Consider the following 14098-nt stretch of genomic DNA (forward strand, 5'->3'; position numbering starts at 1 on the left):
CAGTCGCGGCGCACAGTTCCACGATTTGTTCTCCTGCAGGGTCAGCTGAGCTTGGCGACGACCCGTGTCGGCAACAGCCGGACGGTCGCCGCGATCGGCTTCCACGGCCAGGACGGGACGATGGCGCTGCCCGGTTCGCGTTCGATGGCCTTGGCCAACAACCGGGTGCCGAGGTCGGCCTCGATGATGAACGGGATTTCCCCGCCGCTGGTGTCGGTCATCTCGGTGCGGATGTATCCGGGGTAGAGCGTGGTCACCACGATCGGCGTACCCACGGCGTCTGCCCCGAGGCTCTGCCCGAACGAAGCAACCGCGGCCTTCGACGCGGCGTAGGTGGCCAGCGGGCCGGGCAGCCCGCGCTTGGCACTCATCGACGACATGAGCACCAGATGCCCCCCCACGTTCTGCTCACGCAGGATGCTCATCGCGGCGGAGCACTGCAGATACGAGCCGAGCACGTTGGTACGCAGAAGGGCGAGGTTGCCCTCCTCGTCTGAGGCACGGCCGATCGGCCCGCCGCCGGCGATCCCGGCGTTGACGATGATGCGGTCGAGGCTCCCGAGGGCCGAGCGGAAGTCCTCGAAAACCTCGTGGACCCGACTCGGATCGGTCACATCGAGCTGCCGCACCTCGACCGTGATCTCTGGGTAGGTCTTGGTAAGAACCTCCCGCAGCTCCGTCAGGCGGTCGAGGCGGCGTGCGCACAGAGCCAGGTTGCGTCCGCGAGCGGCGAACTCCCGGGCCAGGCCCAGGCCGATCCCGGAGCTGGCCCCGGTGATCAGGATATTCCGGCGGAGCATTGTCTTCATCCCTTCTGGCGGCGGGCGGCGTCTGCGGGCGGCGGCGAACAGTTCGCGGACCGCACCGGCCACCCCGGGTAGCGTGGAGAACCTGCGAGTAGGCACTCTCAGCCTCAGACGCACCAGAGCAGGGGGAGTTCAATCGTCGCCGCGGGTGCGCATGGAAAAACCTCGGACGATCCACCGCTCGGTAAGCTCGTCGACCAGCCGCTGCGAAACCCGATCGAGAGCAAAGACGAAGACCAGGTCGAAGAAGAGTTCCAGAAGGCTCGGCCGCTGCGGTTGCCCCGGTTTTCGAAGCAGCGCCGCCGCCCTTGTCGACATGGGCCGCCCATTCCTGCCGGCTTCGCCTTTCTGGGTATTGGTACCACGCCCGGGGCTCGCCGAGTCGATACGAAAGGAAGTCGGCATGACAACCCACGGCAGCCGACCTGGTGTCACTGTCGGTGGTTCCGGCCCGCTGGATACGTCTGCGCGTCAGCGTTGCCACGACTACCGCCAGGGTTGCCTCTGATTTTGTGGGGTATGCCCGTTCCGCCATTCTGGCGCCATCGGATCACCCGATCGGGCCGGTGAGCCGCGGACATGCCGGAGGGCAGGTACCGGATGGATCAACAGGCGCGGGCGCGCGCCGGGGCCGACGGCGTGGTGGAGCTGCGGGTGCACGGGGTGTCGGCAACGGGGCCGGATGACCTGCTGGACCGGCCGCACGTGCAGCAGGTGGCAGGCGACCGCAGGGGCGGCTTCTACCGACTTCGCCCGGAACATCACGACGGTGGAGAGGCTGCCGGAGTCACTCTGGAGGCGTACCGCTGGAAGAATCTGCCCGCCGGCACCGCGGTGCGAACGCTGTCGATGGTGATCCTGCTTCCGTTCATGCTGATCAATCTCGCCATCTGGATGCGTCCGGCCGGGTCCGGCGCCGATCCGTTGATCAAGGCTCTGTGCCGGCTGTTGGCGCTCACCGTGACCGGGATGTACGTGCTCAGCATCGTCGGGATCGCGCTGGATGTCATCGCGTGGAAGTGCATGTCCTCGCCCGACTGCCTGGCCGGGCGCAGTTGGCTGTCGTGGCTCGGGGATCGTCCGGCTGGACTGCGCCTGGCTGTGCTCGCGCTGGCGCCGGTCGCCGCCATCAGCCTGGTGTGGGCGATCAGCGCACGCCCGGCACTACCGTTTCAGACCTCCCGGGCGGCCGACCAGCCGAACCCGGTGTCCCGCCGGCTCACCGCCGTCGGGCGATGGGACAGGGAGCCGCTGGTCGGCCGGCTGCGTTCAATTCATGTCGCGGCGGCGTTCACCACGCTGGACCTCAGCCTGCTTGGCGCACGGGCCGCAGAGAACATGTCGGTCGGCGTCGTGGCGCTGGCGGCGGCTGCCGGACTTGTGCTGATCACGTGTGTGGCCCTGCTCTGCGCTCCACCGCTGACCGCGCAGACGGATTTGCGGCTTGACCGGGCAGCCAGTGTGTTGCGCACCGCCACCCTTGGGTTGACCGTCCTGGTCGAGGGCTACATCCTGACCAGTGCCGCCTCCTGGCCGGAGCGGAATGGGCTACCCGGCCACAACCTGACGGTCGTCGGGTTGTTCATCGGTCAGGTTGTGTTGCTGGCAGTCCTGGGAGCGGTGCTGTTCCTGCACCGCGACCGGCGACCGGATGCCGCGCCCCTGCTCGGGTTCGGTGCCCTGGCGACTTCGGTCGCCGCGATCAGTCTGGTGGTCGTGTTCGCCGCTGAACTTCTCTATCGGGCGGCCGACATTCTGAACAGGGGTGCGCCGACCGCTGAGGCCCTGACCACCAGTCCCCCGCGTTCCTGCATCTGGATAATCATCGGTTTCTCGCTGGCAGTGCTGGCGACGCTGGCCGTCGCCGGCGTGGTGTCGCTGACGTCCCGACCGGGACGGAACCGTGCGGCGGCGTCGATCGTTGCTCGGGACTTTCCCGACGCTCCGGTCGATGCCCGGCCTCGACTGCGGCAGGTGCGCCGAACCATAGCCCGTGCCCGGTTCACCGAGAGGCTGGTGCTGCTCGCGGTGCTCTATGCCGTCCTTGCCGGGCTCGGCATGACGACGGTGGCGCTCGGCCTGGTGCGAACACCTCCGGACGAGCTGATCCAGCGGTACGTAGGGCTGCCGGCCAGCTTGGTCAACTTCGGCGTTGGTGTCGGCAGCTACCTGATCGCCGCCATCTTCGCCGGTCTGATCATCGGAGGGATCTTCGCCTATCGCACCCCCGGATTCCGGCGCTACGTGGGTGTGCTGTGGGACCTCGGCACCTTCTGGCCCAGAGCCGCTCACCCGTTCGCGCCACCGTGCTACGCCGAACGGGCCGTCCCCGAACTGACCCACCGGATCACCCACCTCGTCGACTCCGGCAAGACGGTGGTGCTCACCGGACACAGTCACGGCTCCGTCCTGCTCGCCGCGACAGTGCTCCAACTGCCGCCACGGGTCACCAGCCGGGTCGCCCTACTCACCCACGGCTCACCGCTGCGACGGCTGTACGCCCGGCTCTTTCCCGCATACGTCAACGACGACGTGATTCACGAGATCGCCGGCCGGGTCGGGTGGCGGTGGGTGAACCTGTGGCGGGACACCGATCCCATCGGCGGCCGGGTCTTCCCGCCGTACCGACCCGACGAGACACCCACCGCAGTCGTTCAGAAGGCACCGGTGGACCGCAGGCTGCGCGATCCGTCTGGAGTCATCGCGCCGTCCAGCGACATTTTCCCGCCGCCAATCAAAGGCCACGCTCCCTGCGAGTCCGACGAGGCATTCGAAGAAGCGGTGCGTGACCTCGGCGACCGCCTCGGCGCCACGGACCAGACGTAACGCCTCGGCCGCGTGGGCTGCGCCGGCGGCATCGCCCGGTTCCCGTGGTCCTCGAACCGCTGGCACCCGGCGTCTGCGCGCCGGGCTCACCGCGTCCTACCGGCTCAGCGATGCGCGCTGCCACGAGTGCGTCGAGTTGGTCGCCGGCGAGCGTGGCCGCGTGCCCGACGATGATGTCGCGCTGCTCCCACAGACTGACCGGGATCGGTTCGGTTCATCGCGGCCACCTCGATGACGCGCGGCGCCAACGCGTTCCCTCTGGTGATCGCTCTCACTTCGGCGGGGTGGAATCGAACCGGAGCAGGGATCCCCCGTTCGTTCGGCGACGACAGATCGAAGGGGAGACTATCGTGCCCGTCGAGGCAGCGGCCGACAGCCGCGACATGTACGCCGTGCACCGCGTCTTCCGGCGTGAGTTCACCAACCTGCCGGAGCTGATCGAGGCGGTGGCTGACGGCGACACGCGGCGCGCCGCTGTGGTGGCCGACCACCTCGAGTTCCTGGTCACCTTCCTCCATCATCACCACCAGGGCGAGGACGAACTGGTGTGGCCGCGGCTCCTGACCCGGGGCACCCCAGAGATCAGCCCGCTGGTGCACACCATGGAATCCCAGCACCACGCCCTGGAAGGAACACTGAAGCAGCTCGCGGCGGCGGCCGGTCAATGGCGTACCACCGCCACGGCCGCCAGCCGCGACGCCGTCGTTGGCTGCGCCCGGTACCTGTTGACGGTCCTGTTCGAACACCTCCAACTGGAGGAGGACCAAGTGCTGCGGCTGATCGACACCTACCTGACGGCCGCCGAGTGGAACCAGGCCAGCGAGCACACCATGAAGGCGCTGAAGCCGGGCAAACTGCCGGTCGCCTTTGGCATGGCGCTGTACGAGGCCGACCAGGAGACCCGGGACATCATGCGCAGCACTATCCCGGCGATTCCGTGGTTCGTCTTCTCGGCTCTGGGGCCAGGTGCTTACAAGCGGTACGCCAAGCGGGTGTACGGGACGGCTACCCCGAAGCCCTACGGACCCCGCTAGCGTCCCGAATGGACCACGTCGCCGCGTCCGGGCACGCGATTGGCGTGGTCGCGCTGCCTGATGACGGATGGGAGTTGTCAGAGTTCATCAAACCCCGCCGTGGGCCTGATCACCCGTCCGTTGGCAACGGACGGGGCTACGCTTTCCGGAAATCAAGTGACATATCACTTAAGGGGAGACCGTGCAAGCAGCCGTTATGTCCGATTATGGCGATCCCGATGTCCTGAGCCTGTCCACCGTCGCCGTGCCGGAGCCGGGGCCGGGGCAAATCCGGGTGGCCGTCCGGTTCGCCGGCGTCGGCCCGACCGACCTGGCGATTCGGGCGGGTCACCTGCGTCACGTGTTCAAGCTGGCCGACCCGGCGATCCTCGGGTTCGAGGCGGCCGGCGTGGTCGACGCGGTCGGCGTCGGGGTGCGCGACGTCGCCGCTGGTGATGAGGTCGCCGTCTCGCTGCCCGGGCTGGGCGGCTACGCCGAGTACGTGGTGGCCAGCTACTGGGTCCGCAAACCGGCCGGAGTGAGCTGGGAACACGCCGCCGCGCTGCCCGCCTCCGGCGAGGCGGCGGTCCGTTCTCTGCGCCTGCTGGGGGTCACCGCAGGGGAGACCCTCCTGATCCTCGGCGGCACCGGCGCGGTCGGCACCATCGCGACGCAGTTGGCGGTGGCGGCCGGCGTCAACGTCGTCGCGGCCGTACGCGGTGCCGATTTCGCCGCCGCGAAGCAGTTGGGCGCCACGCCGATCGACTACGCCCGCCCGCTGGGGGAGAGCGTAGCCGCCGTCGACGCCGTGCTCGACGCGTCGGGTCACTCCGATCTGGAGGCTGCGGTCCGCCTGGCCGGTGGCACCGACCGGGTCATCACCCTGTCCGATCCGCACGGTCCTCAGATCGGCGTGGTCCTGTCCAGCGCTATTCCGGACGGGATAAACTCGGCGCTGGCCGAGGCGATGGCCGCGCTCGCCGAGGGACGGCTGACGCTGCGTCCGCAGATCGTCCGGCCGCTGGCCGAGGTGGCTTCGGTGCACGCCGGGCTCGCCGACGGCGCCCTGCGTACAAAGGTTGTTCTGGCCGTCTGATCATTCCGGCGCCCCCGAGGCCGCTCGGGGGCGCCGAAGATTCACACCTGGATCCAGCGCCTGATCAAGGCGGCCTGTCCAGCGAGATGCCCGCCCTCCTCGACGAGGTTCCAGATCGTGACGTTCTCGATCGAGAACTTCTCGCCGTCCCTGCGGAGCGGGCGGCCGTCGGCGAGCCGGGCGTCGCCGCCGATCACTGGACGAGGATGTCGACCGACGGACTGTCTCTCGAGATGGCGGAGGGCGGCTGAACCCGGCCCTGTGCGCCCCGTCTGTGCCTGCGGCAGGCATTCGTCGGCACCGCTGGAGGGGCGAACCATGGACAGAGGTTCATCGTCGGGTACGGGCGGCCGCGCGCACGATCGCGTCGGCCAGGGCGCTGGTGGCCGCCGACGGCTCGCGCTGCTGGGCGATGGCCAAGCCCACCCGCAGGTCGAGGTCGGCGTCGGCGACATCGACCACGCTGACCCCCTCGCCCTCGCTGCCGGCCCGGGGCAGGAACGTCACCCCGAGACCGTTGCGGACCAGGCCGAGCGCGCTGGCCTGGTCGGCGGCCTCGAACAGAACTTCCCGGGCGATTCCGGCGCCGGCGAACGCGCGGTCGATCACGGTCCGGCTGCCCCAGCCGTGGGGGAAGTCCACGAACTTCTCGTCGGCCAGATCATCGAGGGTCACCGAGGTCGCGCCAGCCAGCCGGTGCCGCGCCGGGCAGATCAAGCTCCAGCGCACCGAGCCGAGCGGCCGCACCCGGGCGGCGGGCGTCTGGTCGGTGACGGCCACCATCGCGAGGTCGAGGCGGTCGTCGGCCAGGGCCTGGAAGTGATCGGCCGAGCCCCGAGGTGCGACGTTGAGGCGGAACGTCACCAACGGGTGGGTGACGTGGAACCGGCCCAGCACGGCCGGCAGGTCGACCACCAGCAGCCCGTCGGCGGCCGGTCGCATGCCGATCGACGCCAGCGTGCCGATCCGGACCGTGCCGCGCATGCCGCCGCGGACCTGGTCGACGGTGTCGCGGGCGCGCCGGGCCGCGGTCAGCAATCCCCGGGCTTCGGGCAGCAGGGCTTCACCGGCCTCGGTCAGCGAGATCGACTGGCCGTTGCGGGAGAACAGTGGCATGCCGAGTTCCCGTTCCAGCTTTTGCACGGTGGCCGACACCGCCGACTGCGCCACGCGCAGGCGGCGGGCACCACGGGTGAAGCCGCCCTCTTCGGCCACGGCCAGGAAGTACTCGAGCTGTCGGATCTCCACCCGCCCATCATCGCCGATCGCGATCGGGGTGATCGTCAACCGCTGCCGACACCGGCCTGGATCGGCAGCACCCTTGGACTCGGTAATCGAGCAACCCCTTGGAGTAAGTCATGACAACCACAACGACCAGCCCGGGCGGGGTCGTCACCCGGGTACGCGGCTTTTGGTTCATCGCGTTCGCGTTCGCCGTCGTGATGGCTTTCTCGGCGGCCCCCACACCCCTCTACGTGCTCTATCAGAAACGCGACGGCTTCAGCTCGCTGACCGTCACGGTGGTGTTCGCCGTGTACGCCGTCGGGGTCGTGCTGAGCCTGTTCATGGCCGGGCACATCTCCGACTGGGTCGGCCGCCGCCGGATGGTCGCCTGGTCACTCGTCACCGACCTGGCCGCCGGGGTGGTGTTCCTGTTGCCCGGCCTGGCGTCGCTGATCGCCGCGCGGTTCCTGTCCGGCATCGCAGTCGGGATGCTCACCGCGACCGCCACTGCGTACCTGATGGAGCTGCACACCAAGGCCCGCCCCGGGGCCAGCAGGCGTCGCGCCGACCTGGTGGCCGCTTCGGCCAACCTCGGCGGCATCGGCCTCGGGCCGCTGGTCGCGGGTTTCCTGGCCGAGTACGCACCGCGGCCGCTCACCGTGCCGTACCTGGTCTTCGAGGGCCTGCTCGCGATCGGCCTGATCGCCGTGCTGGCCAGCCACGAGACCGTGACCCGGAGGGGCGTCGCCTGGCGGCCGCAGCGGGTCCAGGTGCCGCGGGCCGACCTCGGCCGGTACGCGGCGGCGGCCGCCATCGCGTTCGCCGGCTTCGCGATCTTCGGGCTGTTCACCTCGCTGACACCCGGCTTTCTGGTCGGCGTTCTGGGCCAGCGTTCGCACGCGGTGGCCGGCCTGGTGACCTTCGGCGTCTTCGCGGCCGGAGCGCTCGGCCCGATCGTCCTGGCCAAGCTGTCGCTGCCGGGGCAGCTGCGGGTCGGTCTGACCGCCCTGGTCGCCGGCCTGGCCATCCTCATCCTTGGCATCTGGCAGGCCGAGTTCGCGCTGTTCCTCGGCGGTGGCCTGGCGACCGGCGCGGGCGCGGGCCTGGCTTTCAAGGGTTCGGTCGCCACGACGATCGCGATCGCCGAGCCGCAGGCCCGCGGTGAGGCGCTGGCCGGGCTGTTCCTGTCCGGATACCTGGGCCTGGCGGTGCCGGTCGTCGGCCTCGGACTGCTGGCGCAGCACCTGTCGACGCGGTACTCGGTGCTGTACTTCGCGGTCGTGCTGCTGGTCCTGATCCTGGCCGCCGCGCGTCCGCTGCTCAGGCCGGCCGCCCGCTAGAACGCCGCGATTCCCGTACGGTGGCAGGCCGGGGCCTGTCGCCGTACGGCATCGAACTTCGTCCCAAGTCCTGCGTCTTTGACTGCGGAGATCTTGGCAGTGAGGCGGTTGACCGTGCGAATCACGATGAACGAGATCATCGCTGGGGTGGCCGACGACATGGATGCGATCGCGGCGGGCCTGGCCCGCCGGCTCCGCGAGGAGCTGGCGGAGTATTCGGTGGTCCCGATCGAGGAAAGCCGCGACTTCATCGTCCGGGAGTTCCGCAGCGTCTTCGCCGGGATTATCGAGGGCCGGCCGCCGAACCCGGACGAGGCCGCACACAGCCGGTCGGTCGGCCGTCACCGCGCCGAACAGGGGCTCCCGGTGCAGACGGTGCTGTCCGCGTACCACATGGGGACCCTGCTGGCGTGGGACGAGATTCGGTCCCGGACGTTGGCCCGGGCGCCGGAGCTGATGCCGGAACTGCTCCCGGTGGTCAACGCGTTGATGGAAGCGCTGCGCTCGTTCAGCCTGTCCGTCGTCGAGGGGTACGAGACGGCCGCCGCGACCCGCCGCACGTCGCGGGTCGCACTCATGCAGACGCTGCTCACGGGACTGCTCAGCGGTCGTCCGGACGGCGAGAACCAGGTGGTGGCGGCTCGCCTGTTCGGATTCGATCCGGACGGTGAGTTCCAGGCCGCCTGTGGTCCGGCCGACCAGTGGCCGCCCGACCGGCTCGGGGCCCTGCAGGACCGTCTGATGACGCGAACCGCGCTGGTGGCGCCGGCCGGCACGTCGGTGTTCCTGCTCGGCCAGAACATTCCGGAGAGCGAGCTGGCCCGCCTGTTCGACGCCGGGCCGATGGCCGGGTTCGGCATGGTGCGCCGGGGCTTGACCGGTGCGGCCGAGAGCCTCATCGACGCCGAACGCGCGCTCGCCCTGGCCGAGCGGCGGGGAGAGATGGTCCGGTTCGAGGACGCCTGGCTGCGTGCGACCGTCCTGCCGCATCTGCCCCGGCTGTGGCCGTTGCTCGACGCCGGTCCGGCCGCGAGTCAGCCACATCTGGCCGAGGCGGTGAACGCCTACGCTGAGAACGGGTTCTCGATCAGCGAGGCCGCCCGGTTCCTGCACATCCACCCGAACACGTTGAAGTACCGGCTGGACCGCTGGCACGAGCTGACCGGCTGGGATCCGCGGACGCTGGGCGGCCTGCTGCGCTCCCTGTTCAGCATCTGACCTCCGATCAGGATCGCTGGCAACAACCCCGACGTCCGTAGCGTGCGGCGGCCACTGCTCAGCAGCTTCGACAGTCGCCCGGCGACGTCCTCGGCGTACACCCGGCGGCCCGCGCCCTGGTCGGCATAACCGTCGGAGACCGCGGTCGCGTACGCCTCGGCCTACGCCAGGGCCAGGTGGATACCGACCCCCCGGAGTTCCCACGCGCGGCGGGGGATCAGCGTGCTGGCGTCGATCGGCAGACCGAACCCGGCCGCCTGGCGGCTGCGTTCGCGGTGAACGGACAGCTCGACAGACCGGGGCCGGTGCTCACGCCTGTCTCAACGGGATGCGGCCGGGCGAGTTCATCCGTACCTCCCGAACAGGCAGCGACTTTGCCGGCCGGTGCGTGTGAGTTCCCGCAGGTCAGCACTGGGCGGCGTGGGCCGACCGGGTCAGGTGCGCGAGCAGGGCGGTGAGGGTGCCGGACTCCTCGACGTTTAGGCCGGTCTCGTCGAGGATCTGGTAGACCGCCGCATCGTGGGCGGCCAGGGCCAGGCGCAGACGGTCGCGGCCGGAAGGCGTGATGCTGACCTTCTGCACCCGGCGATCGTCGGGGCTGTTCTCGCGGGTTACCAGCCGTTGCTTGATCATCCGTTCGATCAGGCGACTCATCCCGCTGATCTGGGTGGTGGACGGGCTGACCAGCTTGCCGATCCGTAGGGTGCCGTGCGGGCTGGCGGCCAGGGTCCGCAACACCTCGAATTCGCTCGGCAGCAGCCGGTGCTGGGACAGCGCGTCGGTGAGGGCCCGGTTCAGCACCCGGTTCGCGCCGTGGAGATTACGAGTCAGGTCGGCCAGGTTGTCGTCGGTGAGTTTCACCTCTTCCATGCCTGGAAGACGTTTCCCGAGGGAGGAAGTTCAGCCAAGTCAACCGCCCGCGGATACCCGCCGGTGTAGGTCGTGTCTCGGCCACCACCCAGAAGCAGTCCTCGGCTTGGGCGCCAGGCGGCCAGCGCGTCCCAGACGCGGCCCGTACGCCGGCACCAGTCGGTCGCCGCGCCACAGGGACAGGGCGGCGACCCAGTCCGGGACGGCCAGCGCCGGGGTCGGGGCCGTGCTCGCCCGCTCGGCCAGCGCCCGGAACTCCCGCACGTCGGCGGTGTCCGGGCCGGCTCGTAGGGGTTGCCCTTCGGCTGGCCCGGCCGACCCTGCCGTTAGCGGCGGGCCGCGAGGACGAGGCGGCCCTTGACACCGTGCTCGACCGGGCCGGACGCCTGCCCCTTGCCCTGGCGATCGTCGCCGCCCGCATGTCCGAATAGGCCCCGCGCCCTGGCCGGATGCCGCCCCGTGCGCAGCAGCAGCACCGCCGACGACCTTCGCTACGCCGACGTGGTCGCCGGTTGGAGAAGGGCGTCGTCGATGAGGATGGACAACAGGTCGGGGTAGGCAATGCCGTCGGACGCGAACATCCTGGGAACTTGGGAACTCTCGGTGAGGCCGGGGGTGGTGTTCACCTCGTTGAGCACCACCCCGGCCGCCGTGACGAAGAAGTCGACCCGGGCCACCCCGCGGCACTGCAGCGCGTCGTACATCTCGGTCGCGGCGATGGTCAGCGCCTTGTGCTGGACGTCGTCCAGCGGCGCCGGAATGCGGAACGGGGCTTGGTCGCCGTACTTGGTGGCGTAGTCGAAGAAGCCGGTGGAGACGATTTCCAGCGGGGGAGCGACAAGGTGGCTGCCGTCCGGCCGACCAAGCACCGCCACGTCCACCTCGCGTCCGGAGACCACCCGCTCGACCAGCGTTCGGCCGCCGTGGCCCAGCGCCTTACGCAGGGCCGGCCCGAGCTCCTCCGGCCTGCCGACCATCGACGCGCCGATGCTCGACCCGGCCGTGACCGGTTTGACCACCACCGGTTCGGTCCAGCGGTAGCCGGCCGCCGTGCGTTCGGTGACGAGCGTGCCTGGTGCGGTGGCGATCCCGAGCGCCTCGGCCACCAACTTGGTCACCCATTTGTCCATGGCGATGGCGCCGGCTCCGACCCCGGAACCGACGTACTGGACGCCTGCGAGCTCGAGGAACCCGGCCAGGGTGCCGTCCTCGCCGTGGGGGCCGTGCATCAGCGGGAGGGCGACCTCGCAGCCGCGCAGCACCGTGACCGCCTCAGCCGCGTCCATCGGCAGGCCCTGCGTGTCGGTCCAGGTGCCGTCTCGCCGTACCGTAAGCGGAACCACCTCGTGGCGGCCCGTGCCCCGCAAGGCGCGCACCGCCGAGGCGGCCGAACTCAGCGAGACGTCGTGCTCGTCGCTGCGGCCGCCGCCGATCACGGCGACCCGAATCTCGGCGCTCAAGCCAGTTCCTCTTTCCAGTCGTTATCGACAACCTGGCGCTGGACGCGCCGGCCGATCCGAGTGACGATCTCGTGCTCGATGGTCGAGGCCCAGCCGGCCCATTCCGCGACGGTCGGCTCGCCGTGGTCGCCGGGTCCGAAGACCGTGACCGTGGCGCCGGCCTCGGCTGTGACGCCACCGAGGTCGATGATGGTCTGGTCCATCGAGATCAGGCCAACCACCGGGCAGCGGCGGCCGTCGACGAGCACCTCGGCCCGGTTGGACGGCGCCCGAGGCAGTCCGTCGGCGTACCCGAGGGGCAGCAGGCCGAGCGTGGTGTCGGCGGGGGCGGTCCAGGTGTGCCGATAACCGACCGGGGTGCCCCCCGGGACCGGCCGTACGTGGATCAGCGGGGCGGTGAGCGTCATCGCGCCGCTGAGACGGGTGCTGCCGGACGGATCGATACCGACCAGCCCGGCGCCGATCCGGACCAGATCGAAGTGGACCGACGGGTTGGTCAGCGTCGCGGCGGTGGTGGCTAGGTGCCGTACGGCCGGCCGGGCCCCTGCCCTATGCGCGACGGCGACGCTCTCCCGGAAGCGAGCCTCGCTGACGGCGTTGTCGACGGCGTCCGGCTCGTCTGCTCGGCCGAGGTGGCTCATCACCCCAACCACCCGGATCCGGCCGGCCAACTCGGCCTCGCGGGCGGCGGCACACAGGTCGGCCCACTCCTCGAGCGAGGCCCCGCATCGGGTCATCCCGGTGTCGACGTGCAGGTGAACGTCGATGCCCCGACCGATGCCACCCACCTCGTCCAGCATCGCGCGGTGGGGCACCGCCACGTGGATACTGGCCTCAGCCGCACCGGCGAGGTCGACGCGCGGGGCGTTGAGCCAGCTCAGGATCGGCACGCTGAAGCCCGCCCGGCGCAGGGCGAACGCCTCGTCGAGGCCGGCCACCCCCAACCAGGTCGCGCCGGATCGCAGCGCGGTGCTTGCCACCTCGGCCGCGCCGTGCCCGAGCCCGTTGGCCTTGACCACCGCCATCACCGCAGCGGTCGTGCGCGACCAAACGGTGTGCACGTTGTCCGCGACCGCACCAAGGTCCACCGTCAGCAGCGGCTGGGTCGTGCCGGCCCGCGTCGGCAATGGAAATCTTTCTGTCACGACTGAACTGGACGGGCGGCCCGCGCCGGGGTTCATCCCGGTGAGTCCGGTCACCCGGATGAATTCGCCATCCGGGTGCACGTCGGCTTCTGACATGCGCAAAGTTTGGATCCCACACAAGTCCGGGTTCGCGTTCCTGCACGGCCTGCCGGCCGATGTGCTCGTCGAGGTGGCGGACGACCCGGCCCGGCTGCCATCCGAGGTAAATGGTGTCGAATTCTGGGTTCCGACCTTCCTCGACCAGCCCTCGATGCTGCCACTGGCCGGGAGCCTGCCCGATCTGCGGGTCCTGCAACTGCCGAGCGTCGGCGCTGACGGCTGGCTGAATCGCGTCCGGGACGGCGTCGCCGTCGCCACCGCCCGCGGTGTCCACGAGGCGAGCACCGCCGAGTGGGCGATCGGCGCGGTGCTCGCGAGCCTACGCCGGTTTCCCGAGTTCGTCCGGGCCCGCCGCTGGGCGCCGCTGCCGGGAGGTGAGCTGTTCGGCAAGCGGGTCCTGATCGTCGGGGCCGGTGCGATTGGCACGGCGGTGGCCGACCGGCTCGCGCCGTTCGGCGTGACCGTGACCAGGGTGGCCCGCACCCCCCGCCCCGCCGAAGGCGTCCACGGCGTCGGCGAGTTGCTCCTGCTGCTGCCGGCGGCCGACGTCGTGATCCTGCTGGTGCCGCTCACCGCCGGGACGCGCGGCCTGATCGGCCGTCGTGAATTGGCCGCCCTGCCGGACGGTGCGCTGGTCGTCAACGCGGCCCGGGGACCGGTCGTCGACGAACAGGCCCTGCGGGAGGAGCTGCGCAGCGGTCGGCTGTCGGCGGCGCTGGATGTCGTCGACCACGATCCGCTTCCCGCCGAGGACGTTTTGTGGAAGATGGCTAACGTGTTGGTGACCCCGCATGTCGGCGCCTGGACCACCGGTATGCGGGACAGGATCTACCGCCTGGTCGCCGACCAGCTTGATCGCTACCTGTCCGGCCGGGAACTGTTGCACCGAGTCGATGAACTTCATCGATCGGCGGACATCGTGGCGAAGCGCTGACTGGGCGGCGACCCTGCCTGAGCAGGCCGGGAACTCGATCAGTATCCAGCGGCGGCCCGGCCTGCCC

12 protein-coding genes and 1 pseudogene are annotated in these 14098 nt (G+C 70.2%); 6 read left to right on the plus strand and 7 right to left on the minus strand.

Annotated features, from left to right (window positions below; genetic code table 11):
* Nucleotides 1-41: 41 nt before the first annotated feature.
* Both ACLQ3B_RS05090 and ACLQ3B_RS05095 read right to left on the minus strand, forming a co-directional pair.
* On the minus strand, nucleotides 42-800 hold the full coding sequence (locus tag ACLQ3B_RS05090) for an SDR family oxidoreductase (protein ID WP_425777751.1): 759 nt from the start codon (nucleotides 798-800) through the stop codon (nucleotides 42-44).
* A gap of 174 nt (nucleotides 801-974) precedes the next feature.
* Nucleotides 975-1124 (minus strand): annotated as a pseudogene (locus tag ACLQ3B_RS05095) (low temperature requirement protein A); the annotation flags it as partial.
* Between the two features lie 282 nt (nucleotides 1125-1406).
* Between ACLQ3B_RS05095 and ACLQ3B_RS05100 the strand changes: the two are divergent.
* The 3 genes from ACLQ3B_RS05100 to ACLQ3B_RS05110 all read left to right on the plus strand — a co-directional run bounded on the left by ACLQ3B_RS05100 (nucleotide 1407) and on the right by ACLQ3B_RS05110 (nucleotide 5741).
* On the plus strand, nucleotides 1407-3632 hold the full coding sequence (locus ACLQ3B_RS05100; protein WP_425777753.1) for a hypothetical protein: 2226 nt from the start codon (nucleotides 1407-1409) through the stop codon (nucleotides 3630-3632).
* 350 nt (nucleotides 3633-3982) lie between these two features.
* Nucleotides 3983-4666 carry a hemerythrin domain-containing protein gene (locus ACLQ3B_RS05105; protein WP_425777755.1) on the plus strand — a complete coding sequence of 228 codons (684 nt, stop codon included), beginning with the start codon at nucleotides 3983-3985 and terminating at the stop codon, nucleotides 4664-4666.
* A gap of 196 nt (nucleotides 4667-4862) precedes the next feature.
* A complete protein-coding gene (locus ACLQ3B_RS05110; protein ID WP_425777757.1) occupies nucleotides 4863-5741 on the plus strand; it encodes an alcohol dehydrogenase catalytic domain-containing protein in 879 nt (292 codons plus the stop codon).
* A gap of 41 nt (nucleotides 5742-5782) precedes the next feature.
* Here ACLQ3B_RS05110 and ACLQ3B_RS05115 read toward each other — a convergent pair whose 3' ends face one another.
* Together ACLQ3B_RS05115 and ACLQ3B_RS05120 are read right to left on the minus strand one after the other, a co-directional pair.
* Entirely contained in the window at nucleotides 5783-5938 is a 156-nt protein-coding gene (locus tag ACLQ3B_RS05115) for an MEKHLA domain-containing protein (protein WP_425777759.1), read from the minus strand.
* A gap of 133 nt (nucleotides 5939-6071) precedes the next feature.
* Nucleotides 6072-6989 (minus strand): LysR family transcriptional regulator, encoded by a 918-nt coding sequence (locus tag ACLQ3B_RS05120; RefSeq protein WP_425777761.1) that lies wholly within the window; start codon nucleotides 6987-6989, stop codon nucleotides 6072-6074.
* A 110-nt stretch (nucleotides 6990-7099) separates the two neighbouring features.
* On the opposite strand from ACLQ3B_RS05120, the gene ACLQ3B_RS05125 reads away from it, so the two are divergent.
* Nucleotides 7100-8305 (plus strand): MFS transporter, encoded by a 1206-nt coding sequence (locus ACLQ3B_RS05125; RefSeq protein WP_357717269.1) that lies wholly within the window; start codon nucleotides 7100-7102, stop codon nucleotides 8303-8305.
* A 114-nt stretch (nucleotides 8306-8419) separates the two neighbouring features.
* Nucleotides 8420-9523, plus strand: coding sequence for a PucR family transcriptional regulator (locus ACLQ3B_RS05130; protein WP_425777764.1), 1104 nt, complete (start codon nucleotides 8420-8422; stop codon nucleotides 9521-9523).
* A 405-nt stretch (nucleotides 9524-9928) separates the two neighbouring features.
* Here ACLQ3B_RS05130 and ACLQ3B_RS05135 read toward each other — a convergent pair whose 3' ends face one another.
* From ACLQ3B_RS05135 to alr, 3 genes are all read right to left on the minus strand, one after another.
* Nucleotides 9929-10393 (minus strand): MarR family winged helix-turn-helix transcriptional regulator, encoded by a 465-nt coding sequence (locus ACLQ3B_RS05135; protein ID WP_425777766.1) that lies wholly within the window; start codon nucleotides 10391-10393, stop codon nucleotides 9929-9931.
* Between the two features lie 491 nt (nucleotides 10394-10884).
* Complete coding sequence (locus tag ACLQ3B_RS05140; RefSeq protein ID WP_425777768.1) at nucleotides 10885-11853, minus strand: D-alanine--D-alanine ligase family protein; 969 nt, start codon at nucleotides 11851-11853, stop codon at nucleotides 10885-10887.
* Nucleotides 11850-13094: an alanine racemase gene (alr, locus tag ACLQ3B_RS05145; RefSeq protein ID WP_425777770.1), complete on the minus strand. Its 1245-nt coding sequence runs from the start codon at nucleotides 13092-13094 to the stop codon at nucleotides 11850-11852. Before alr ends, ACLQ3B_RS05140 begins: the two co-directional genes overlap by 4 nt.
* On the opposite strand from alr, the gene ACLQ3B_RS05150 reads away from it, so the two are divergent.
* A complete protein-coding gene (locus tag ACLQ3B_RS05150; RefSeq protein ID WP_425777772.1) occupies nucleotides 13093-14031 on the plus strand; it encodes a 2-hydroxyacid dehydrogenase in 939 nt (312 codons plus the stop codon). The genes alr and ACLQ3B_RS05150 overlap by 2 nt on opposite strands.
* Nucleotides 14032-14098 lie beyond the last annotated feature (67 nt).

The sequence above is a fragment of the Micromonospora sp. DT53 genome (assembly GCF_049841535.1).
Taxonomy (GTDB): domain Bacteria; phylum Actinomycetota; class Actinomycetes; order Mycobacteriales; family Micromonosporaceae; genus Micromonospora.

Coding starts and splice junctions, on each gene's coding strand:
- ACLQ3B_RS05090 (WP_425777751.1), bottom strand. CDS start 800: ATGCTCCGCCGGAATATCCTGATCACCGGGGCCAGCTCCGGGATCGGC.
- ACLQ3B_RS05100 (WP_425777753.1), top strand. CDS start 1,407: ATGGATCAACAGGCGCGGGCGCGCGCCGGGGCCGACGGCGTGGTGGAG.
- ACLQ3B_RS05110 (WP_425777757.1), top strand. CDS start 4,863: ATGTCCGATTATGGCGATCCCGATGTCCTGAGCCTGTCCACCGTCGCC.
- ACLQ3B_RS05125 (WP_357717269.1), top strand. CDS start 7,100: ATGACAACCACAACGACCAGCCCGGGCGGGGTCGTCACCCGGGTACGC.
- ACLQ3B_RS05135 (WP_425777766.1), bottom strand. CDS start 10,393: ATGGAAGAGGTGAAACTCACCGACGACAACCTGGCCGACCTGACTCGT.
- ACLQ3B_RS05150 (WP_425777772.1), top strand. CDS start 13,093: ATGCGCAAAGTTTGGATCCCACACAAGTCCGGGTTCGCGTTCCTGCAC.
- alr (WP_425777770.1), bottom strand. CDS start 13,094: ATGTCAGAAGCCGACGTGCACCCGGATGGCGAATTCATCCGGGTGACC.